Origin of the sequence: Dechloromonas hortensis, from assembly GCF_009469765.1 — a bacterium.
Taxonomy (GTDB): Bacteria; Pseudomonadota; Gammaproteobacteria; order Burkholderiales; family Rhodocyclaceae; genus Azonexus; species Azonexus hortensis.
In genome coordinates this window covers 292,488-315,000 of record NZ_SSSQ01000002.1, presented here as the reverse complement: position 1 = coordinate 315,000, position 22,513 = coordinate 292,488, and the positions used below count along the sequence as shown (strand labels likewise).

Here is a 22,513-nt window from a genome sequence, read left to right as displayed (position 1 = left end):
ACCTTGTCCGGGAATGCCCGAATGCGAAAAAACCGTATTTTACGGGGGAATCAGGCCGGCAGGCGGTCGAGTGCCTGCTTCAGCGCCTCAAAACAGCGTGCATCGATCGCCGTGCCGACGTTTTCGGCCATCATTTCGAGTGTCTTTGGAATCGGGATTGCCCCTCGGTAGGGGCGTTCAGCGGTAATCGCATCGAAAATGTCGGCCGTCGTGATGATCCGGGTTTCGATGCTGATCTCGTCGGCCAGCAAGCCGCGCGGGTAGCCCTTGCCATCCAGGCGCTCATGGTGCGCCGCCGAAACGCGGGCCAGTTCGGCAAAGGCTTCGATGCGCGCCAAGATGGTTTCGGTGTACATGGCATGCGCCTGCACCGCTGCCCACTCGTCGGCATCGAGCTTGCCCGGCTTGTCGAGCACGCTGTTGCTGACGCCGAGCTTGCCAACGTCGTGCAGCAGCGCACCGCGCTTCAGCCAGCGCCGGCGCTCGAAGGAAAGGCCCATCTGCTCGGCGATCAGGTCGGTATAGAGCGCCACCCGGGCGCTGTGGCCGCTGGTGTAGGGACTTTTCGAGTCGACCACCTGGCCGAAGGCGGCGGCGATATCGTCAAGATAATCGTCGTCGAGGGCCACGACGTGCGAGGCCGGTTCCAGCGCCAGCACGGCTTCGCCGATCTGCGGCGAGCTCAGCGTCGTCCAGAACACCTCGACTTCGGCGATCTGCTCGAAAGCATCGACCAGTTGCGGATCGAACCAGCGCCCGGCGCGCAGCCGGATTTCGTCGAGCGCCGCCTGTTGACCGCCGGCCGTGTGAAAGACGTCGATCACCTGGGCGAGCAGCGCGATCCGCGAAAACAGCGGCACCGCCTCGCCGGCCAGCCCTTCCGGCTTGCCCTGGCCGTTGTAGTGCTCGTCCAGGCTGTAGATGCCCTGGGCGACACTCTCCGGAAAGCGCAGCAGACGGGCGATTTCGGCGCCGCGCTGGCAACGGGTGGCGATCAGTTCCTGGGCAATCTCGCTGCCCTCGCGCATGATGTTGAGCACGCCGCGAAAGCGCTCGGCCAACCCGGCTTTCAGGCCGGTATGCTTGAGCACGAACTGGAGCACGCTGGGCAGGCTGTCGCCGACCGTCTTGAAGTCGCGCTTGAAACTGAGGTCGTCGGTCAGGTACAGCTCGCAGATACGGGCGGCGTTGCTGCTGCAGCCGAGATCCTTGAGCAGCAAGGTGTAGTACAGGCCCCACAAGTCCTCGTCGGCGAGGCCGATGGTCCTCCCGATGTGCATGCCGATCCAGCAACAGCGCACGCAATGGCCTTCCGGCTGGCCTTCGGTGATGTCGAGCGCATGCGACAGCGCCGAAATCAGCTCGGCCAGCTTCAGGCCATACGGTGAAGGGCCGGTCGACACACCGGGGAAAAGCCTGTTCATCGGCATCGGGAATATTTGCTCAGGGCTGCGGTCGACCGCCCGAAACGGGCAAAAACCGGGCGGTACGACCGATGACGATCAGGCCAGGGCAGCCAGGGCCGGGGCGTAATCCGGCTCGTTCTTGATTTCGCTGACCAGCTCGCTGTGCAACACGCGATTGTTTTCGTCGAGCACGACCACGGCGCGGGCGGCGACACCGGCCAGCGGGCCGCTCTTGATTGCCACGCCATAGGCTTCGAGGAATTCGCGGCCACGCATCGTGGACAATGTCTGCACGTTGGCCAGGCCTTCGGCGCCGCAGAAACGGCTCTGCGCGAACGGCAGATCGGCGGAAATGCAGAGCACGACGGTATTGGCCAGATCGTTGGCGGACTGGTTGAACTTGCGCACCGAGGTGGCGCAGGTCGGCGTATCGATGCTCGGGAAGATGTTCAGGATCTTGCGCTTGCCGGCCAGGCTGGCCAGCGTGACGTCCGCCAGATCCTTGCCGACCAGCGAGAATTCGGCAGCTTGCGCGCCCTTGGCGGGGAAAACACCGCCCACTTCAATCGGGTTGCCGCCCAGCGTTACGGAATTAGCCATTTGAAACTCCTGTGGTTGTGATCGAGAGCGACTGAGACCGCGCAATCGTGAATCAATTCCCGGAAAACCCCGAAACCGGGAAATTTTTACCGAAAGGCAGCTTTTTCAGCCCAGCAACTTGCGAATGAAAGCTTCGACATAGGCCGGCCGCAAGGGCTTGATGATGTAACCGACCGCGCCAAGCCCGGCTGCCTGCGCCACCAGCACCTTGTCGGCACAACCGGTCACCATCACCACCGCCGTCTCCGGACTGGCTTCGACGATCAGCGGCAAGGCTTCCAGGCCGCCCATCACCGGCATATTGACATCGAGGCAAAGGACGCGCGGCTGGTGGGTCTTGGCCGCGTTCAGTGCTTCCGCCCCGTTGGCCACCGACTGCACGACGCGCAGGCCGCACTCTTCGAGCAAGCCTTTGAGGACCAGGCGCACCGAACCGTTGTCGTCGGCGATCACCGCCGTGCCGCGACTGCTGCCGCGCGCCGGGGTCGCCGCGGCATTGGCGCCCTGCCCGGCCTTCTCGGCCAACTGGCGCGTCGCGGTGATTTCACGCAGCTCATTGATGATCTGGTTCTGCCCGAAGGGCTTGCGGATGAAGCCGGAAGCGCCGGCATCGGCCGCTTTTTCCTCAAGTCCGGCCTCATTGGAGGCGGTCATGAAGACGACATCGATGTTCGGCGCCTGCGTCTGAATGACTTTCAGCAACGTCAGGCCGTCACGCCCCGGCAGGTTGTAGTCGAGGCAGACCAGATCCGGCGTGGTCTGGCGGAGGCGCTCCTCCAGGCCATTGCCATCCGGATAGGCACCGACCACCTCGTGCCCGGTCTTGACGAAGACAGCAGCCAGCACTTTCAGCATGGCGGCATTGTCATCGATGATCATGATCCGCATCGAACCGGCTCCAGATATTCAAAATTCACAAAGATGTCGAATTTTAACAGAAGGCAACGGCTGACAAGGCCTGCCGGCCAGCAAACCACACTGACCGGCACGACATTGCCATGCACTGCCTGAACTACTCAACCACCGGTTCGGCAGGCGCCAGCAGGGAAACCAGCGATTCCCACTGATGCACGCTGAGACCGGAGAGGATCAACGCCGTGCCTGCCCACAAACGCAGACTGATGCTTTCGCCATTCAGCACGCTGCCCAGCCACAGCGCCAGCGCTGGCGTAACCAGCGTGATCAGCGCCACTTTCGAAGCTTCCAGGTGCTTGATCACGTAGTAATACAGCGCAAAACCGATCACCGAGCCGAAGATCCCGAGATAGACGATCGCCGCCCCCGAGCGCGGCGGCACCATCGTCGGCAACTGTCCGTCGGTGAGCAGCCAGACCAGACCGAACAGCGGCAGCGAAACGCTCAGCGAGCCGACCGTGGTCGCCAGCGGCGGACTGTCGTCGCCGATCTGCTTCAGCCAGACCAGCGAACCGGAATAGATGAAGACCGCCACCAGCAGCGCCAGCAAGCCGGCCAGCGCATGTTCGCCACCGAGGCTGTCACCGTGGATGAAGATCACCGCCAACCCGAGCATGCCAAGCACCATGCCGGCCAGCCGCCACGGCGTCAGCGAGCGTTCGCCGAGACAGACCGCCGCCAGCACGCCGGCCATCAGCGGCGACAGGCCGAACAGCACCGAGATCAGGCCGGAATGAATGTAACGCGCCCCCCAGTAGGTCAGCGCCATGCCGCCGAACAGGCCGAGGCCGCCAACCAGATAGGCGCGGCGGGCACGGGCATGCAGCGGCAGCTTGATTCGCCAGACAGCGAGCAGCAAGGCGGCAACGATCACGCCGATCAGCATGCGGGCGAGCACGGCAAAGGCGAAGCCGGTGCCTTGCGTACTCCACTGGATAGCCAGTGGCGTCGTGGACCAGATAAGGACGATGGAGAGATAGGCGACAGGAATGGACACAGGGTTCTCCTACTGAATTTTAATGGGGCGATGGCGGGCGCAACATCGCCTGCTCGACACGCTCGGCTTCGATGAAGGCGCCAATCATTGCCCGCCAGGTGGCCTCAACCACCGCCGGATCGGCGCCGCTTTCGCCAGCCAGCGCCCTGACGTGGGCCAGCACCTGGGCAACCCGTTGCGGCGCCGGCACTTCTGCCGCGGTCTTCTTGAAAGCGGCGGCCTGCCTGACAAAGGCGCCGCGCTCGGCAATCAGCGCTACCAGTTGGCGGTCGATGCGATCAATGTTGCTGCGCACCTCATCGAGCGAGGTGCATCGCGTATTCAGGGCCATCATTTTTCCTTTCGGCGGATGAAAAACAAAAAGGCCGCGGGTTTGAGTCCGCGGCCTTTGCTGAAAATCGGTGGAAACGTTCGACTACCCCGCCCCAGGCCCCGGACAAACGGCATCGCGCCACGCACGCAGGACGCGGTGGCACGGGAAAATCAGGGCGAACAGGGAAAGGACGTAAACCATTGGCCTATTTTGCCGGTGAATTGTGCGGTGCGTCAATGGCGTTTTTTCGGCATGCCATTGCTCTATACTTTGCTGAACGTCATACCACACCCTTGGTCGAGCTGGCCGTGGCCAAGCGATTTCCTGAGAAGCCCTTTACTGCGGAAAGCTCATGAACCTGATCCTCGACATTGCGCGTGGTATTGCCGCCCTCGGCGTCTTCCTCTTTCACATCAGCGACGGCCTGCGGGAATCGATGCCGGCCATGGCCAGCATTTTCCGCTTCGGCAGCCTGGGCGTGCCGCTGTTCTTCGTTATCTCCGGCTATGTCATTTCTGCCTCGGCCGATGCCATCATCCGCAAGAACGAATCGGCGAACGCCTTCCTGAAACGGCGCTTCCTGCGGATTTATCCGCCTTTCTGGTGCTCGATCCTGGTCGTCCTCGCGCTGCCCTATCTGATCGCCGCCATCTCGATGCTCAAAAGCGGCGTCTATGAAGCCCCCTTGCCGCAGTTCCTGGCACTCTCCGGCGGCGAGTGGTTGCAGTTGATCAGCCTGGCCAAGGTTTTTTTGGCCGACAACGGCGACCTGCAAGGCCAGTTCAGCCAGGTCAATTCAGTGTATTGGACGCTGGCCATCGAGTTCCAGTTTTACCTGCTGGTCTATCTGGCGCTGCTCTTCCGCCACCATTTCCTGTTGATCGTCGCTACGGTAACCGCCGCCAGCCTGGTGCTGCTGGCCTACCCGCAAGCACTGAACAGCGGCCTGTTCCTATATTTCTGGCCGATGTTCGCGCTCGGCATCGGCCTTTTCCACGCCATCAAACACGACTGCAAAATCGACCGTCTGGCCGTTTCGGCGCCCGCCGTAGCCCTGCTCCTCGGCACGCTGCTCGGCCTGGCCTATCGCGGCACCCTGACCGACGTGCTGGATCAACTCTTTCCATCGGCCAGCCTCGGCTTTGCGACGGTCTGCGCACTGACCCTGTGGTTCTGCCAGCCGATCGGCCTATTGCTGGAAGCAGCGAAACACGACGGCTATCGGCCGGTGCGCTGGCTGATCAAGGGCGCAGCCTTTCTCGGAGTAATTTCATATTCTGTCTATTTGCTGCACGGCAAGCTGTTCGAGCTGCCGGCCATGGTTGCCCGGCAGCTGGTGCCCATGACCAACCCGCTCAACGTCCTGCTGACCGTACTCGGCACCCTCGCCCTGTGCGCGGTTTTTTACATGTACTGCGAAAAGCCTTTCCTCAGCAAAAAACTGCAAAAACTGAACGAAAAGACCCTGGGCAACTGAGCGACCAGCACAGCAAGGCCGACCTCAATACTGTTCGGCCTGCCGCCAGGCCTGCACCAGCCGGGCCACCAGTTCGGGAATGCGCTGTTCCTCGGCCATGCCGTAACCGAGGACCAGCCCGTTCTCCGCCGGCACTGTGGCCCCTGCGGCGTAGTACTCGCTAAGGGCGCGGACGGTGACGCCGAGCGCGGCGGCCTGCCGGACGATTTCCGTATCCGGCGGGCCGGCCGGCAAGAGCAGGGTCAGATGCAGGCCGGCGTCGCCGCCGAGAATTTCGGCATCCTCGCCGAAGCCAGCGTGCAGCGCCTGGCGCAGCAGCGATTGGCGCGCCCGGTAGCGCGGCGCCATCACCCGCAGATGGCGGCTCAGCCGGCCGCTTTCGAGCAAGCGGGCCAGCGCGCGCTGCTCGACAGCCTGGCCGGAACGGTAGAGGCTGCCGATCCGCTCGCCGAAATCGCCGGCCAGCCAGCCCGGCACCACCATGTAGGCCAAGCGCAGGCCGGGATGGAGCAGCTTGCTGAAGGTGCCGACATAGACCACCGGCGCCTCCGGCCGCAGGCCCTGGATGGCCGGCAGCGGCGCCAGCCCGGGGCGGGCATGGTTGAATTCGCTGTCGTAGTCGTCTTCGATGATCCAGCCGTCGCCGATCCGGCGCAGGAAATCCAGCCGCCGCTCCAGGCTGAGCACAGAACCGAGCGGGTACTGGTGCGACGGGGTCAGATAGAGCAGGCGCGGCGGCCGGCTTTGCCAGAGGCTGTCGGGCGGCGCCAGACCGGCGCGGTCGACTGGCACGAACTCTGGATTCAGGCCGGCTGCCTGCATCGCGGTGCGGGCGGCCGGATAACAGGGATTTTCCAGCCAGACGGTATCGCCGGCATCGGCCAGCAGGCGGGCGCAGGCGTCGAGCGCCAATTGCGCCCCGCCGACGATGAAAATCTGCTCCGGACGACAGCGCACGCCGCGCCGCGCCCGCAGGAAATCGGCCAGGGCCTGGCGCAATGCCGGCTCGCCGCCGGGCGGCGCGTAGGCCAACTGCCGGGCGCTGACCTCGCCCCAGGCCTTCTGCAATTGCCGCGCCCAACTCACCCACGGAAAGGCGTTCAGATCGGCGACACCGGGCGCAAACGGCAACACCGCATCGCCCTGGCGCACCTGCAAACTTGCCGCGCGGCGCGCCAGTTGCGGCTGATTTTGCGCAACACCGGCGGTCGACCTCGTCGCAGGTGGCAAAACCGACAGTACCGCAACCCGCGTGCCGCGCCGGTCGGCCAGTAGAAAACCTTCGGCGATCAGTTGCTGGTAGGCGTAAAGCACGGTGTTGCGGGCCATGCCGTACTCGGCGGCAAGGCTGCGGCTGGCCGGCAAGGGATTGCCGGGGGCCAGCACGCCGCCGAGTATCGCCTCCTTGAGCAAGCGGTAAAGCTGCTGCTGGCGCGGCAGGCCGCCGGGCGGCGCAGTCAGCGGCTGGAGAATATGGGCAAGCTGCATCTGGCTCCATCAATATCGATATTTATGGCTCCATGAATAGTGCCACAGGCCGGCTATGCTGGTCCTACCCTTTAACGGAGCCCGCCATGAACGCCTCGCCCCCCAGTCCGCGTACCGAAATCCGCCGCAAGCCGCAACGCGGCCATTACGACCCGGCCAGCATCCATGCCATTGTCGATGCCGCCTTCCTTTGCCATATCGCCTTTGCCGACCAGGGCAGCACGCATTGCCTGCCGACCGCCTGCTGGCGCGATGGCGACTTTCTCTACATCCACGGTGCCAACAATTCGCGCCTGACCGCTGCCCTGCTCGCCGGCCAATGCGCCGTCTGCATCAGCCATCTCGACGGCCTGGTGCTGGCCCGCTCGGCCTTTCACCATTCGATGAATTACCGCTCGGTGGTGATCTACGGGCAGTTTGCTGCGGTCGACGATGAAAAAGACAAGAAAACGGCGATGGCCGCCTTTCTCGAACACGTCAGCCCCGGCCGCAACGCCCTGGTACGGACGAGCAGCTCGGCCGAACTGGCCGGCACCCGCATCCTGCGTATTCCGCTGGTCGAAGCCGCCGCCAAGATCCGCAACTGGGGGGTTGAAGACAGCGCCGAAGACATGCAGATTCCGGTCTGGGCCGGCGTCATTCCGCTGCGCTGCCAACCCGGCGCAGCGCAAGCCGAGAGCGGCGCCGATCTTTACCCCTTGCCGGCCCTGCCGGCAGCCCTTGGCAAGGCGCAGGAATGAGGCAAACCAGGGTCGGCACTCTTCATTTTTTTTAGGTCGAAGTCCCCGATTTCGCCGGCCCGTAAGAGGTCGTCACAACCGCCAGCCGGTTCGCCGGACGGCGGCAGTCAGGCGCGGCACCTCATCTCTATCAATCCGATCGCTGATTCAGAATTTGCCGCTCAATCCGGTCTGACATTCTGATTAAGGCGGAAAAAGTTGTCGGGATCGTATTTGGCTTTGACTTGGGATAGCCGGTCATAGTTATTGCCGTATGCACTCCGAACCCTGTCTTCACCCTCGCTGATGAAATTGACGTAAACGCCCCCGGTGGCAAATGGCTCCGTGGCGGTGTAGAACTCGCGTGCCCAGTTCATGCACGCACTATCCTGATCGGCAGTGTCCCAGCGGGTGTGAACGTTCATGATGAACTCGACATCACGATGGGGATAGGCGGTGGCATCCGGTGAAACGCGGTTGGTAGCCCCGCCCATTTGCGCGATGAAAATCTCTGATTGCGGACTGGGTAGTCTGCCGGCGTAATCGATCAGTGTGTCGATCAAGCTGTCGCTCAGTTCGGTGAAGTTGTGCGATTTCCAGTAGTTGCGCGCACCGGGGGTAAGCAATGGGTCGAAAGCCTGCTGGAAGCCGGTGAAGGGATAGGCCCCGAAGCCATCACCAATCGGTTCTCCCAAGGTTCTGAGAGCGGCCAACGCCTTTTCTCCCGCGTCCAACGGGCCGTTGTAGAACGCAGGAAGAATCAGCACTTTCGTGCCATGCACTTCGGGCGGGAGAAAAGGCAGCGGCGGCGCATCGCGCATGACGGCCCATACCGTCAAGGCGTCCGGACAACTGGCGCAGAACTCGCGATATTTATGTAATACGGCCTTTGCCTGATCGAATGGAAACACAATGGGGCCGGACATGACTACCGGGCCGACTGCGTGCAATTTGAACTCGAAAGAAGTCACCACACCGAAATTTCCGCCCCCGCCGCGAATGGCCCAGAACAGATCTGCGTGCTCATTTTCATCACAGCGAAGGCGCTCCCCTTCGGCAGTCACTACCTCGGCCGCAATCAGATTGTCGGCCGTCAGTCCCAGCGAGCGACTGGTCCAGCCAAAACCACCACCGAGGGTGAGGCCCGCGATGCCCGTCGTGGAGTTGATTCCGGTAGGAACTGCCAACCCATAAACCTGGGTCTCATGATCCACATCCCCGAGCGTAGCACCGGGGCCAGCCACGGCGATTTTTGCTTCCGGATCGACCCGGACCGTATTCATGGCGCCAAGATCGATCAGTAAGGCGCCATCGTGGAGGGACTTGCCGGCAATATTGTGACCGGCACCACGAACGGATATGAGCAGTTGATGCTGCTTGGCAAACCTCACGACCTGCAGCACATCGGCCGTTCCACTACAGCGCACGATGAGGCCCGGACGGCGATCAATCATCGCATTCCAGATCTCGCGCAACTCGTCATAGTTGGCGTCGGTCGGGACGACTATTTGGCCGCGAACATGAGCTTGAAGGTCGTCCAATGCCTGCTTGTTGAGGGAAATAACGGCGCCTTGTAGCGAACGAACCTTGATTGCATGCATTATTTTTCCAATAGGAAGGACTTGCCGTTAGAGCCAACTGTTATAAACAGAGCCGGTTTTATTTCGATCATGCAAACGTTGGGCGCGGATTCACCGTTTAAGTTCGATTTGCAGTCAAGCTAAAAGTCATCAGGCTGATGAACTTGTGGCCTGTCATTTAACCGGCGCAGAGCCGACGATCGGCAGCGGCACGGGCATACGCCTGCGCAGGATCGGAAACTGATGTTCGGAGCGACGCGTTGTCGAGGGGCAACTCGCCAGCGCGTTGCTGACAAAGTCAGACCGCAGCCCGAATGTCGGCTTTGGCCGAGTTCCGAATGTTGCCTAGCTGCGTGAGGCGGTTGGTCGGCGCTTTCTGCCGTAGGACGGTGGGCCAGGAGCGGAAGGCCATCGCTTTCAGGTGCTATCGGATAAAATTCCATCCTTTTAACCGTGTGTTGAAAGTGAGCCTTTTTGGGTAGAGGTTAACTATCACCACCGCAGAGAGCAGCAGTGAATCCCAAGCAAAAGGCAACTCAGTACCCGAACTCTAGTGAAGAGAGCAACACCCCGCTCGATGGTTTGGTAACCAATCTGAGCAACGGCATGAGCCGGGTTGGAACAGTCTTCAAGCAATTGTTTAATTCTCAACGATCAACCAAGACGCTCGAGTCTTCACTCGAGGATCGCCTGCCAGCCAGTGAGAACTCCAAAGCGGCAGCCGTTGCAGCCGCCCTCGCCACGCCACCGTCCGCTCCGGCGATGCCGTCCAAGCGCCCCCCCCCGGCGACAGGCGCCGACTTACGCCAACACCTTGCGGATGATCACGCCTGGATTCGTCAGAATTTAGAGCGCCACTATCGCGGACGCCAACTACCGTCGGTGCCTGACAGACTCCCGGACGCCGAGCCAATGGACGAGGCAGCAATTCGCGCCCGCCTGCTCAAAATCCACGGCGGCCGCCTTCCTGGCCGGGCGGGACGGCAAACAAGCAACAGCGCTCAGGATGCCGCTCTCTCCGAGCCCGGCATCGCCTCAGCGCAAGCAATTCCGACTCAGTCCATTCGACCGTCACAGCCGGCAATGGCCAAGCCAGCCAAGCCGGGCTCGCAGTTGTCAGCGGAATCCCAACCCGCTCGCGTGGTCGGGACTGCCCAACGAATGCCACCGGTCACGACCTCAAAGCCGCGTGCCAGTCTGGTCAAACCTGTCCCCGCCAATTTGCGCAAGCGTACGCCCCCCATCGAAACGGGACCGTCCGCGCCAGAGCTTACGCCCCCAAAACTGTCGGAAGAAAATAAAACAACGACTAATTCGCATTTGCCTGGAGCACCGATCGTAGCTGTTGAAGTGATTGCGCCAGCCCCCGTTCCCCACACGGCTTCGTCAGCGGAGTTGCTCGTCGCTCCAGCGCCGAAGGTTGCGGAACCCACGCTTCTGGAGCATCAAGCATTACCGGGGATGAGGAGCGCACCGTCACGCGACCAGATCCCGCCTAGCAAGCGGCAACGCAGCGAGCAGGCGCCAAGGAGGCCGATCTCGGCCAGCATCAGCGCCCCTGCGCGGCCCAGATCGCCGATGCACGAACCGACAACGCTGCCGGAAGCTGCATTTCCTGGCATGACAGAGGTCCGAGCCTCAAACAGCTCAGCCTCCCCAGCTTCCATTCCGGTCGAAGCAATCGCCGCGACCACCTCATTGTCGGCCGAGCAGGAGCCTGCAGCTTTTGATGAACGGCCGCCATCAGCGCCGGACATGGTTCAAATCCCGTTCGTCAAGCCGCGCATTGTCATCCGGCCGACGATTTCAGTCGGGATGGCAGCGACTGCTTCGGTGCCCGAATCGGACCTTGGCATCGTTCCAGAAAATGCAAGCCGCGATCTGTTGGCCGATGAATTTGCGACATCTGCCGCCTTTGCTTCCCGCAACTGGTCAAACTACGCGCCCCCCCTGACCCTTCTACAAGCGCCGTCCGGGATGGAAACCCCGGTCGACCAAGATGCACTGAGCCGAAATGGCCGACTGATCGAAGAAAGGCTGGGTGAATTTCGCGTTAAGGTCGCCGTTCGTGATGCCTTTGCCGGGCCGGTCATCACGCGTTATGAGGTAGAACCTGCCGTCGGCGTACGCGGTGCGCAAGTGGTGAATCTGATCAAGGATCTGGCGCGCGCCTTGAGTGTCACGTCGATTCGTGTGGTCGAGACCATCCCGGGCAAAACCTATATGGGCCTCGAACTGCCCAATGTGCAGCGCCAGATGATTCGCCTCTCGGAAGTCCTCTCCTCCGATGTCTTCCAGCATCACCCCTCCAAACTGGCGATGGCACTGGGGAAAGACATCACGGGCGAACCCATCGTCGCCGACTTGGCCAAGGCGCCGCACATGCTGGTTGCCGGGACGACCGGCTCCGGCAAATCGGTCGGGGTCAATGCGATGATCCTGTCGCTGCTCTATCGTGCGACCCCCGATGAAGTCCGTTTCGTGATGATCGACCCGAAAATGCTGGAGCTTTCAGTGTATGACGGTATCCCGCACTTGCTGGCGCCGGTCGTCACCGACATGAAACTGGCTGCCAATGCCTTGCACTGGTGTGTGACGGAAATGGAGCGCCGCTACCGCTTGATGAGCATGCTCGGTGTACGCAACCTTGCGGGTTTCAACCAGAAAATCCGCGAAGCGGAGAATGCCGGGCGCACGATCTATGATCCTGATCCCCTGGTTACGGAAAGTCCGGCTCCATTGACGACATTGCCCTTCATTGTCGTCGTGGTCGATGAATTTGCCGACCTGATGATGGTGGCCGGCAAGAAAATCGAGGAATTGATCGCTCGCCTGGCACAGAAAGCCCGCGCTGCCGGCATCCACCTGATTCTCGCCACGCAACGCCCCTCGGTTGATGTCATCACCGGACTGATCAAAGCCAACATTCCGACGCGGATTGCCTTCCAGGTATCCTCCAAGGTCGACAGTCGGACCATCCTCGACCAAATGGGCGCCGAAAGCCTGCTGGGCCAAGGGGACATGCTTTACCTGCCGCCGGGTACGGGCTATCCGCAACGGGTGCACGGTGCCTTCGTCGCCGATGACGAGGTGCATGCTCTGGCTGAACACCTGAAACAATACGGTGCTCCCGATTACATCGATGCCGTACTCGGCGCCCCGGCTGACAGCGAAGCGGAAGCTGGCGGGGCCAGTAATGTCGAGGAAAGCGACCCGCTGTACGATCAGGCGGTGGCTATTGTCATCGAGTCACGCCGTGCCTCGATCTCGCTCGTCCAGCGCCATCTGCGCATTGGCTACAACCGCGCCGCCCGCCTGGTCGAGCAAATGGAAGTGGCCGGTATCGTTAGCCCGATGGAAAGCAACGGTAGTCGAACCGTGCTCGTACCGAGCCATTGAAGATGCTTCAATGGCTACTCTGTGCAGTTGCCGGCTGGACTGGATACCCTTCGGACAACCGGCGCATTGCCGCCTGAATCAGACAACCACGCTTCAGAACACCGGGTCGACGAAGACGTCCTTGAAATAGGCATCAACGTCGTTTTCCAGGTGGCGAAGACCAGGCAGGTAATTGTCCGAGTCACCGGTATTCGCTGGAACGATGGATTTGCCCTTGAAGATGGCATCGTAGCTAACGATTTCAGCAGACTTCCCGTTATGCCCGCCGCTAACACGGGCGAGAAAAGATTTGAGAGACATTGCTGGACTCCTTTTATGGCTTATTGATTTGAACTGCTGGAGTCAATATAGTGACAATGCTGCAGTGCAGCAAACAATGGTTTATTATGTCCGACATTAGAATTACTTAACTGCTTGCCAATTCGGCGGGAGTTCATCGTGGGCTATCGTCTTCCCCCGCTTTCCACCTTTCGCACCTTTGAGGCTGCGGCCCGCCATCTCAGTTTCAAGATCGCGGCAGAGGAACTGCATGTCACGCCCGCCGCCGTCAGCCAGCAGATCAAGGCTCTGGAAACCTATCTTGGTCTGCCGCTGTTCGTGCGTCGCCCGAACGTGCTGCGCCTGTCGGAAGACGGCTTGGCAATGTACCCAAAAATCCGCGATGGCCTGGACCTGTTCGCAGCAGGCGTCGAGGCAACCCAGCACAGACGGGCCCAGGCGCTGAACGTCGTCGCGCCCCCCTCGTTTGCGACGCGCTGGTTGGTGCCGCGTCTGGCCCGCTTTGCCGCCGCCCACCCGGAAGTGGCGATCAGGATATCCAGCAATCCCGACAACATCGATGGCCCGTCGAGCCAGCCCACCCTGCCGAAGTCATTGATCGACCCGCGCCGCGAGACCAGCGAGGTCGAAATCCGTTACGGCAGCGGACTCTACCCCGGCTATCAGGTCGAAATGATGTTGACCCCGGACTACGTGCTGGTTTGCAGCCCACGCCTGATCGATGGCGAACCGCCGCTGCGCACACCGCAGGATCTGGCCCGCCACGTCTTGATTCACGATGAATCGATCCCCGCCATCGACAAGCGCCCCAACTGGGGCGAATGGCTGAAGCTGGCGGGCGTCACCGGCATCGACAGCCAGCGTGGCCCGCGTTTTTCCAACTCCATCCTGGCACTGGAGGCCGTCCTCGAAGGCCAGGGTGTCGCGCTGGCCCTGAAGCAGCAGATCGAAAGCGATGTGGCAGCCGGTCGTCTCGTCACCCCCTTTCCGATCAGCCTGCCTTCGGCCTATGCCTATTTCCTGCTCATGTCGAAAGCGGCAGCCGCACAACCCGTGGTTCTTGCTTTTCGGCAATGGCTGCGCGCCGAACTCGGGCCGGAGTACGGTCATTGAACCAGCCAGGGCGGTCACACTGATCAGGCAAGGACGAATTTCCGCTCCTGGCTGCCCGATGACATGGGCCAGCATCTGATCGAACGCTTGGCCGGGCGTGAACTGGCCATCGCCACGGTGCGGCAGATGGAGCTTTGCGGGGAGAAGCGCGGCGGCTGAGTCAGGCTGGCCGCTGGCCGTTTTGACGGAGGGCGGCGAGGAATTCGCTGAACGAGGTTTCGCGCACGGTCATGTCAGCCAGGGCATCGCGCAGGTCGAAATTCGACAGTTCGGCATCGCCGGCGCGGGACGTTTCCCACCCCGCCGGAACACCGGCAGTGGGCGAAGCGCCTTGATTGCGATTGAGCGAGGCCATCTCGGTCGTCCTGTCAAATTGAACGTGAGTTCATGATGGCGCGACGCCTCCAAACTGTCTGTGAATCAATTCACGATGCGGCAATTTCAGCCAGCCCGGCCGCGAGAAAGTCCATCAGCACGCGGACCCGGTGCGGCACGTGGCGGTTACTCGGCAGCATGGCGTAGATGCCGAGTTCGGGAATCGGAAAGTCGGCCAGAATGGCTTCGACGCGGCCGGCGGAGAGGAAGGTATCGAGGATGAAATCCGGCTGGCAGGTCAGCCCCAGGCCCTGGGCGGCGGCCTCGGTCAGCACTTCGCCGTTGTTGGCATTGAGGCGGCTGTGGATCGGGTAGCTCGCCATCTGGCCATCGACCATGAACTGCCAGACCTGATTGCTGCCGGCCGCCGTGTAGCCGAGGCATTCGTGATGCGCCAGTTCGGACGGATGCTGCGGTCGACCGTGGCGGGCGAGGTAATCCGGCGCGGCGACGACCAGCATGTGGCCGATGCCGATCTTGCGCGCCACGTCGCCCGGCTCCAGCCGGCGGGTGATGCGGATGGAGAGATCGATGCCCTCCTCGATCAGCTTGACCCGGCGGTCGGTGTAATCCATGTCGAGCCCGACCTCCGGATAGCGCCGGGAGAAATCGAGCAGCAATGGGGCCAGCCGTTTCAGGCCGAAGCTGAGCGGCAGGCTGATCCGGATATTGCCGCGCGGCGTCAGGCGCTCCTCGGCGACATCGGTTTCGGCCGACTCGACCAGGTTCAGGATGACCCGGCACTTTTCCAGGTAGGCGGTGCCGGCCGAGGTCAGCGCCAGGCGGCGCGTGCTGCGCACCATCAGCTTGACGCCGAGGTGGGCTTCGAGGGCGGCGACCTGCCGCGTCACCACCGAGCGAGCGACGCCCATCTGCTGCGCCACGGCGGAAAAGCTGCCGAGTTCGGCCACCCGGACAAAAAGATGCATGGCATCGAGTCGATCCATTGTTGCAAATCCAGCAATAAATATTTGCAGATTGTCGGCTATTTCGCTGCAGAAAGGGGGAATAAAGTACGCCCATCGCTTCTGGAGTCATTCCGATGAACGCCTCACCCACCGCACTATTCGTTCCCCACGGCGCGCCGACCTTTGCGCTGCGCCCGGGTGCGGCCGGCGCCGCGCTGAGCACGCTGGCCGGCACGCTGCCGACGCCGCGCGCCATCATCATCATCAGCGCCCACTGGGACACCGCCGTGCCGACCGTCGGCTTTGCCGGCCGACCGGAGACGATCCACGACTTCTGGGGCTTCCCCGACGAACTGTACGCCATTCGCTATCCGGCCACCGGTTGCCGCGAAGCGGCCGACGAAGTGGTGGCGGCGATTGCCGCTGCCGGCCTGCCGGTCGCCAAGGATGCCGAACGCGGCCTCGACCACGGCGCCTGGGTGCCGCTGCGCCTGATGTTCCCGGAAGCCGAAGTGCCGGTCATCCCGCTCTCCATCCAGAGCCGGGCCGGTGCCGAACAGGCCTACCGCCTCGGCCAGGCGCTCGCCCCACTGGCCGCCCGCGGTTTCCTGGTCATCGCCTCGGGCAATGTCACGCATAACCTGCGCGATTACCAGCGGGCCTACCAGAGCGGCGGCCAGACCCCGGCCTATGTCCGCGAGTTTTCCGACTGGCTGGCCGGCCGCCTCGCCGCCCACGACATTGCAGCCCTGCTCGACTATCGCCGACAGGGGCCGGGCGCCGTCCAGGCCCACCCGAGCGATGAACATTTGCTGCCGCTCTATGTCGCACTCGGGGCGGGCGGCGAGCAGGCGCAGGCCAGACGCTTCCACGCCGGCATCGACGATTACGTCATTGCCATGGATGCCTATTCATTTTTGCCCCAATAAGGAGGTCGACCGTGGCAACTCACTACACCAAAACCGCCAAGAGCCTGCACTGGCTGATGGCCGTCCTGCTCTTCGGCCTGCTCGCGCTCGGCTTCTACATGCAGGACCTGCCGCTGTCGCCGGAAAAGCTCAAGCTCTATTCCTGGCACAAGTGGGCCGGCGTCACCGCCTTCCTGCTCGTGCTGGCCCGCCTCGGCTGGCGCGTCACGCATGTTCCGCCGGCCCTGCCGGCCACCATGCCGAAACTGATGCAACTCGCCGCCCATGCCGGCCACCTGGCGCTGTACGGGCTGATGCTGGCGATTCCGCTGTCCGGCTGGCTGATGAGTTCCGCCAAGGGCTTCCAGACCGTCTGGTTCGGCGTACTGCCGATCCCCGACCTGCTCGACAAGAACAAGGAGGTCGGCGACCTGCTGCAAACCGTCCATCAGGGCCTCAACCTGCTCTTCGTCGCCACCCTCGCCGCCCACATCGGCGCCGCCCTCAAACATCATTTCATCGACAAGGACGACATCCTGACCCGGATGCTGCCCCAGCCCGCCAAGGAGATCTGACATGCAACGTTTCGCCCTCGCCACCGCTTTTTCCCTGCTCACCCTGGCCGCCGCCTCGGCCCAGGCCGTCGAATACAGCCAGGTCCAGGCCGACAAGAGCGCCATCCACTTCACCTACAAGCAGATGGGTGTCGCGGTTGATGGCAAGTTCAAGAAGTTCGCCAGCGTCCTCAGCTTCGACCCGGCCAAGCCGACCGCCGCCAAGGCCACTTTCGATGTCGACCTCGGCAGCGTCGACACCGGCGCCGCCGAAGGCGACCAGGAAGTCGCCGGCAAGGCCTGGTTCAACACCAAGGCTTTCCCCAGCGCCCGTTTCGTTTCCGGCACCGTCAAGCCACTCGGCGGCAACAAGTATGAAGTCGCCGGCCAGTTGAGCATCAAGGGCAAGACGCAGGACGTCGTCGTCCCCGCCACCTTCACGCCCAATGGCAACAGCGGCGTCTTCGATGGCAGCTTCACCATCCGCCGCGCCGATTTCTCGATCGGCGAAGGCAGCTGGGCCAAGTTCGACATCGTCGCCAACGACGTCGTCATCAAGTTCCGCATTACCGCAGCAAGCAAGTAAAACCCCACCCCAACCCCAGGAGAATCACCATGCAAAAACTGACCAAGCTCTCTGCCGCCCTCGTCCTCGCCGCCGCTGCCGCCGCCCCGGCCCTGGCCGCCCCGGAAACCTACGTCACCGACGGCACCCACACCTTCCCGCGCTTCTCGTACAGCCACTTCGGTTACTCGACCCAGCTCTCGCGCTTCGACAAGGCGAGCGGCAAGGTCATCCTCGACAAGGCTGCCAAGACCGCTTCGGTGGACATCGTGATCGACACCACCTCGGTCAATACCGGCTACGCCACCTTCAACGAGCACATCCAGGGTGAAGACTTCCTCGACACCGCCAAGTACCCGACCGCCACCTTCAAGTCCACCAAGGTCGTCTTCGAAGGCGACAAGCCGGTCAGCATCGACGGCAACCTGACCCTGAAGGGCGTCACCAAGCCGGTCACGCTGACCGTCACCTCCTTCCAGGCCATGCCGCACCCGATGGTCAAGAAGGACGCGATCGGCGCCAATGCCTACACCGTCGTCAAGCGTTCCGAATTCAACGCCGGCAAGTACGCCCCTCACGTCGGCGATGACGTCCGCATCGACATCGCCATCGAAGCCATCAAGCAATAAGTCTTCTCGGCTGAAAGCAAGCGGGCCGGACACCTTGCGGTGTGCGGCCCGTTTTTCGTGCACGGCTGCCGCCCGGGCCTGGCGTGAAAAGGGCAAAAACGGAATTCGGTTTTTGCCCTTTTTGACCGGTCGACCGCAGCGCTCAGAAGCGGAAGATCGTTTTCAGCAGCACGCTGCGCCCGAGCTGCGGCATGCGCCAGCGAGTGATCGGGAGCTGCTCGTCGACCGAGACCGGATCCTGGTAACGCTGGTCGAACAGGTTGTAGATGCCGAAGGAAACCTCCCAGGGCTGCGTCGCCGGGGCATAGCTGAAGTTCAGATTGGCCAGGCCGTAAGCCGGCACTTTCTCGCTGCCGCCGGCCGCCCGCCGCTCACTCACCCACTGCCCTTCGAAAGCGGCCATGATGCCGGCCAGGCCGGTCGGCACGGCGAGGTTGAGTTTGAGCATGTGCTGCGGCGAATTGTCCATGCCGCCCTCGGCATTGGCGGCATATTGCGTCGTGTAGCCGGTACGCAGCCGGGCGCGGTTGCTCCACTGCTGTTCATATTCCAGTTCCAGGCCGGTCGCCCGCACCGTGCTGCCATTCATCGCCTGGCCGGTCGTATCGGTCGACACCAGGCGCTGCAGGTTGAAGGTGTAGAGCGCCGCGGTCAGACGCGAAGTCAGGCCCAAACGCTTCTCCCAGGCGAATTCGAGCGACTGCATTTTTTCACTCTGCACGTCCGGGTTGCCGTAGGAGTAGCTCGGTGCGACATAGAAGCGCTCATAGACCGACGGCGTCCGGAAGGCCGTGCCGTAGAGCAGCTTGAAAATACCGTAGTCGGCCGCGTCATGCACCAGACCCAGGCGCGGGCTCCAGAACGACTCCTGGCCGGGAACCTGATCGTAGCGGACGCCCAGGGTCAGCAGGTTGGCACTGCCGAGCTGGATTTCGTCCTGCAGATAAAGGGTGCCCTGCCGGCGCTGCCGGCTGTCGTTCAGGCAGGGCGCGCTGCCGACGCCGTAGCAGCCGTAGCCGGGGTCGTCGTTGAGCTGGTACTGGCGGGTATCGAAGCGGTATTCGAGACCGAGCGTCCACCGCTGGTCGGACCAGGCGGTGGACACCAGGCGGTTTTCGAAACCCCACCAGTTGCCACGCGCCCGGTCGCGGTTGATCACCCGGGCGACATCCGGCGAATAGTCGTAGGGGAAATTCGCGTCGTAGCCGTACTCGCCGACGTAGAGGCGCTGGTAGAGCGCGGTCCGGGCATTGATCTGCCAGTCCTTGGCCAACTCGGCCAGCGAATAGCGATCGCTTTCCCGGTGGCCGTGGTCGTCGAAAATGGTGCCGTAACTGGCGGTCGGCACCGTCTTGTCGCGCTCGCTGTGGATCAGCGTGAAGCGCCAGTCGCTGCCGCGGGCCCGGACGAAGAGCTGGCCGCCGTTCTCGGCGCCGACCCCGTGCGCCCGCTGCGGCTCGCCGCTGGCGCTGACATCGTCGAAATTGAGGCTGCGCCCGCCGGCATCGAAACCGCTCACCGAGAGCAGCAGGTCGGTTTCCTTGGCTCGCCCGCCCCAGCTCAGGCGAGCCCGGCCTTCCTGCCCGCTGCCCAGGGCGAGGCCAAGCTCGCTGCCCTTGAGGCTCTGGCCGCTGCGGGTGATCACGTTGATCACGCCGAACATCGCGTCGCCGCCGTAGACCGAAGCGCTCGGCCCACGCACGACTTCGATCCGCTCGACGAGGTCGAGATCGAGCGGGAAAGCACTGTCCACCGGCGCCCCGGCGTAAATGTTCTCGTTGATCGGCACCCCGTCGATCAGGATCTGCAGGCGCGGCCGGTAGTCGCCCGGCGCCGAAATGCCGCGCACCCCAGCATAGGTGTAGGTGTGGTCGTTGGTGACATTGAAACCCTGCAGCGTGCGCAAGGCGTCGCCGAGGCTGCGCCAGCCGTAGAGGCGGATGTCTTCGCGTTTGAGGATCGAGACGACCGAGGGAATCGCATCGGCATTCTCGGCAAATTTCGGCGTCGACATGATGCGCACATTGACCAGATCCTCGAGCGGTATTTCGATCGCATCAAAGTCGGCCCGCGCCAGCCCGGCCGCCAGCAGAGCCAGCATCAAGGCGCTGGCACGGGGCAGCAGGCGGCGTGAAAACAGCATGCTCATTGCTCGATGGCCTCCGCGGCGATGGGCAGTTGGAAAGCGATGAACTCCGCCGCCGGCATCGGCCGGGCAAACAGGAAGCCCTGGAAGATATCGCAGCCCATCCGGCGTAACAGCGCCGCCTGCTCTGCCGTCTCAACACCTTCGGCCACCACCTTCAGGCCGAGGGCATGGCCGAGATCGATCACCGCCTGGACCAACGCCCGTTCGGTGCGGTCGCTAGCGAGATCGGTGATGAAGGAACGGTCGATCTTGATTTCGTCGATGACAAAGCGGTTCAGGTAGCCGAGCGACGAGAAGCCGGTCCCGAAATCGTCCAGCGCGATACGAACACCGAGCGCGCGCAGCGCGTCGATGACGCGACGGGCGGTTTCGGCGTCGCGCATCAGCACGCTTTCGGTCAGCTCGACGATCAACAGGCCGGGCGGGATGCCGTGCCGGGCCAGAGCCTCGTCGATCAACTCGACCAGGCCGCGCTCGAAGAAGCTTTCGGCCGACAGGTTGATGCTGACGCTGGCGAGCGCCTGGCCTTCTGCCAGCCAGTCGGCCAGTTGCCGGCAGACGGCGTCGAGCAGCCACTCGCTGATCGGGTGGATGAGGCCGGTTTCCTCGGCCAGCGGGATGAAATTGACCGGCGAGATCATGCCCATATCCGGATGCTGCCAGCGCAGCAGGACTTCGGCCCCGACCAGCTCGCCGCTGGCGGCGGCAATCTTGGGCTGGTAATAGGGCTGCAACTGGCCGCCCTGCTCGACCGCCTGGCGCAGGCCGCGTTCGAGGATCATCCGCTGCGCCGCTTCGCGATCATGCTGCGGGTCGAAGAAACTGACCAGGGCGTGCTCCTCGGCATTGGCGGCGTGGGTGGCGACCAGCATCGCCCGCCGCAGCAGTTCGAGCGTATCGGCCGCGTCTTCAGGATAGAAGGCGATGCCGATCGACGTCCGGATCAGGAACTCTTCGCCAAGCAACACCATGGGCTGGGCAATGACGCCGACGATGACATCGGCGAAGCAGTGCAACTGCTCGCGCCCCTGGCTACCCGGCAGAACAATGACAAAGGACTGCTCATCGTAGCGCGCCAGCTTGGCGGACTGGGCATGGCAACTCAAGCCACTGCAACAGGTCGGTGGCGTTTCGAGCACACTTTTGAGGCGGCCGGCCAGCACCTTCATTGCGGCGTCCGCCACTTCCTGGCCGGAAACGCTGGAAATATCGCGCAGACTGTCGATATGGATGAACAGGGCCGCCATGTATGTCGGCTCGCTGCCTCCCTCGCCGCCACCCTCGATATCGCGCTCGATCAGCTCGACCAGGCGACTGCGGTTATTGAGGCCGGTAACCTCGTCGTGCCAGGCCAGCTTGCGGATGCGCTCTTCCTGTGCGACGCGCAGCGTGATGTCCTGGGTAAAGCCGCTGCTGCCGCAGACAACGCCTTGCTCGTCGAGCGTCGGGAAAGCCGTTTCATGGACATGGAAGCATTCCTTGTCGTCGTTCAGGCTGCGCAGCCGGTAATCCAGCCGGTAGGCGCGCCCCCCCTGCAGGCCGGCCCGTGCCTTTCTCAGCATGGCCTGGTCCTCGTCGTGCACGCGGCCGAACAAGCGCGCCGCATCGACCGGCACATCGGCCGCCCCGATAATGTCGAGATACTGGCGCGAGGCCGCAATCACCGTACCCCGGCCATCCATCTCCCAGTTGCCGAGCTGGGCAATGCGCTGCGTGTTGATCAGGATCTTCTGGCTATCGACCAGCTCCTTGTAGGTCCGGGCCGAACGCAGCAGGTAACGGACGCGGTGCGGCAACAAGGGCATGTTCAGTGGCTTGGTTATGAAATCGGTGGCACCGCAGCGATAGGCCTGGTCGATCGAGGCCTGATCGTCGAGCGCCGTCAGCATGATGATCGGCAGGTGCTGGCAACGCTCCTGATGCCGCAGCAGGCGGCACATCTCGAAACCGTTCATGCCCGGCATCAGGACGTCGAGCAGCAGGAGATCGGGCACTTCGCCGGCCTGCATCAACTGCAAGGCCTCCTCGGCCGACTCGGCGACGCTGACTTCGAATTCGTGCTGGGCGAGTACCGAATGGGTAATAGTGCGCATGACCGGCTCGTCATCGACGATCAGGATGCGGGGTCGCCTGTCCATT

At 62.8% G+C, this 22,513-nt stretch carries 20 protein-coding genes; 8 read left to right on the top strand and 12 right to left on the bottom strand.

The features are described 5' to 3' along the window. Positions 1–50: 50 nt before the first annotated feature. From GH663_RS04720 to GH663_RS04700, 5 genes are all read right to left on the bottom strand, one after another. Positions 51–1,430 carry an HD-GYP domain-containing protein gene (locus GH663_RS04720; protein ID WP_281349779.1) on the bottom strand — a complete coding sequence of 460 codons (1,380 nt, stop codon included), beginning with the start codon at positions 1,428–1,430 and terminating at the stop codon, positions 51–53. A gap of 72 nt (positions 1,431–1,502) precedes the next feature. Then, complete coding sequence (gene tpx, locus GH663_RS04715) at positions 1,503–2,006, bottom strand: thiol peroxidase (protein WP_153130528.1); 504 nt, start codon at positions 2,004–2,006, stop codon at positions 1,503–1,505. 105 nt (positions 2,007–2,111) lie between these two features. Further along, on the bottom strand, positions 2,112–2,894 hold the full coding sequence (locus GH663_RS04710; protein WP_153130527.1) for a response regulator: 783 nt from the start codon (positions 2,892–2,894) through the stop codon (positions 2,112–2,114). A gap of 124 nt (positions 2,895–3,018) precedes the next feature. Next, the gene (locus GH663_RS04705) at positions 3,019–3,918 is read right to left on the bottom strand and encodes a DMT family transporter (RefSeq protein ID WP_153130526.1); all 900 of its coding nucleotides are present in this window, start codon (positions 3,916–3,918) and stop codon (positions 3,019–3,021) included. A 19-nt stretch (positions 3,919–3,937) separates the two neighbouring features. Further along, positions 3,938–4,252: a chorismate mutase gene (locus GH663_RS04700; RefSeq protein WP_211371060.1), complete on the bottom strand. Its 315-nt coding sequence runs from the start codon at positions 4,250–4,252 to the stop codon at positions 3,938–3,940. Between the two features lie 331 nt (positions 4,253–4,583). Here GH663_RS04700 and GH663_RS04695 point away from each other — a divergent pair, with 331 nt between their 5' ends. Continuing rightward, positions 4,584–5,708 (top strand): acyltransferase family protein, encoded by a 1,125-nt coding sequence (locus GH663_RS04695; RefSeq protein ID WP_153130525.1) that lies wholly within the window; start codon positions 4,584–4,586, stop codon positions 5,706–5,708. A 24-nt stretch (positions 5,709–5,732) separates the two neighbouring features. Here the strand turns inward: GH663_RS04695 and pdxR are convergent, their stop codons facing one another. After that, entirely contained in the window at positions 5,733–7,196 is a 1,464-nt protein-coding gene (pdxR, locus tag GH663_RS04690; protein ID WP_153130524.1) for a MocR-like pyridoxine biosynthesis transcription factor PdxR, read from the bottom strand. Between the two features lie 86 nt (positions 7,197–7,282). On the opposite strand from pdxR, the gene GH663_RS04685 reads away from it, so the two are divergent. Continuing rightward, positions 7,283–7,936, top strand: coding sequence for a pyridoxamine 5'-phosphate oxidase family protein (locus GH663_RS04685; protein ID WP_211371059.1), 654 nt, complete (start codon positions 7,283–7,285; stop codon positions 7,934–7,936). A 161-nt stretch (positions 7,937–8,097) separates the two neighbouring features. On the opposite strand, the gene GH663_RS04680 is transcribed toward GH663_RS04685, so the two are convergent. After that, positions 8,098–9,516 carry an FAD-binding oxidoreductase gene (locus tag GH663_RS04680; RefSeq protein ID WP_153130523.1) on the bottom strand — a complete coding sequence of 473 codons (1,419 nt, stop codon included), beginning with the start codon at positions 9,514–9,516 and terminating at the stop codon, positions 8,098–8,100. Positions 9,517–10,008: 492 nt separating this feature from the next. Between GH663_RS04680 and GH663_RS21335 the strand changes: the two genes are divergently transcribed. Next, complete coding sequence (locus GH663_RS21335; protein WP_281349778.1) at positions 10,009–12,894, top strand: DNA translocase FtsK; 2,886 nt, start codon at positions 10,009–10,011, stop codon at positions 12,892–12,894. Positions 12,895–12,987: 93 nt separating this feature from the next. Here the strand turns inward: GH663_RS21335 and GH663_RS04670 are convergent, their stop codons facing one another. Further along, positions 12,988–13,194 (bottom strand): hypothetical protein, encoded by a 207-nt coding sequence (locus tag GH663_RS04670; protein ID WP_153130522.1) that lies wholly within the window; start codon positions 13,192–13,194, stop codon positions 12,988–12,990. Positions 13,195–13,332: 138 nt separating this feature from the next. Between GH663_RS04670 and GH663_RS04665 the strand changes: the two genes are divergently transcribed. Continuing rightward, positions 13,333–14,286 carry a LysR substrate-binding domain-containing protein gene (locus GH663_RS04665; protein ID WP_153130521.1) on the top strand — a complete coding sequence of 318 codons (954 nt, stop codon included), beginning with the start codon at positions 13,333–13,335 and terminating at the stop codon, positions 14,284–14,286. Positions 14,287–14,446: 160 nt separating this feature from the next. Here the strand turns inward: GH663_RS04665 and GH663_RS04660 are convergent, their stop codons facing one another. Both GH663_RS04660 and GH663_RS04655 read right to left on the bottom strand, forming a co-directional pair. Continuing rightward, complete coding sequence (locus GH663_RS04660) at positions 14,447–14,641, bottom strand: hypothetical protein (protein ID WP_153130520.1); 195 nt, start codon at positions 14,639–14,641, stop codon at positions 14,447–14,449. A 70-nt stretch (positions 14,642–14,711) separates the two neighbouring features. After that, a complete protein-coding gene (locus tag GH663_RS04655; protein WP_153130519.1) occupies positions 14,712–15,608 on the bottom strand; it encodes a LysR family transcriptional regulator in 897 nt (298 codons plus the stop codon). Between the two features lie 95 nt (positions 15,609–15,703). Between GH663_RS04655 and GH663_RS04650 the strand changes: the two genes are divergently transcribed. The 4 genes from GH663_RS04650 to GH663_RS04635 are packed head-to-tail and all read left to right on the top strand — an operon-like array spanning position 15,704 to position 18,225. Then, entirely contained in the window at positions 15,704–16,498 is a 795-nt protein-coding gene (locus tag GH663_RS04650) for a DODA-type extradiol aromatic ring-opening family dioxygenase (protein WP_153130518.1), read from the top strand. An 11-nt stretch (positions 16,499–16,509) separates the two neighbouring features. After that, positions 16,510–17,052: a cytochrome b gene (locus GH663_RS04645; RefSeq protein WP_153130517.1), complete on the top strand. Its 543-nt coding sequence runs from the start codon at positions 16,510–16,512 to the stop codon at positions 17,050–17,052. A gap of 1 nt (position 17,053) precedes the next feature. Next, positions 17,054–17,617: a YceI family protein gene (locus tag GH663_RS04640; protein ID WP_153130516.1), complete on the top strand. Its 564-nt coding sequence runs from the start codon at positions 17,054–17,056 to the stop codon at positions 17,615–17,617. A 29-nt stretch (positions 17,618–17,646) separates the two neighbouring features. Continuing rightward, positions 17,647–18,225, top strand: coding sequence for a YceI family protein (locus tag GH663_RS04635; RefSeq protein WP_153130515.1), 579 nt, complete (start codon positions 17,647–17,649; stop codon positions 18,223–18,225). A gap of 142 nt (positions 18,226–18,367) precedes the next feature. On the opposite strand, the gene GH663_RS04630 is transcribed toward GH663_RS04635, so the two are convergent. Beyond that, positions 18,368–20,368, bottom strand: a complete 2,001-nt coding sequence (locus GH663_RS04630) for a TonB-dependent receptor plug domain-containing protein (protein WP_170291336.1) — start codon at positions 20,366–20,368, stop codon at positions 18,368–18,370. A gap of 2 nt (positions 20,369–20,370) precedes the next feature. Beyond that, positions 20,371–22,512, bottom strand: a complete 2,142-nt coding sequence (locus GH663_RS04625) for a two-component system response regulator (RefSeq protein ID WP_170291335.1) — start codon at positions 22,510–22,512, stop codon at positions 20,371–20,373. Position 22,513 lies beyond the last annotated feature (1 nt).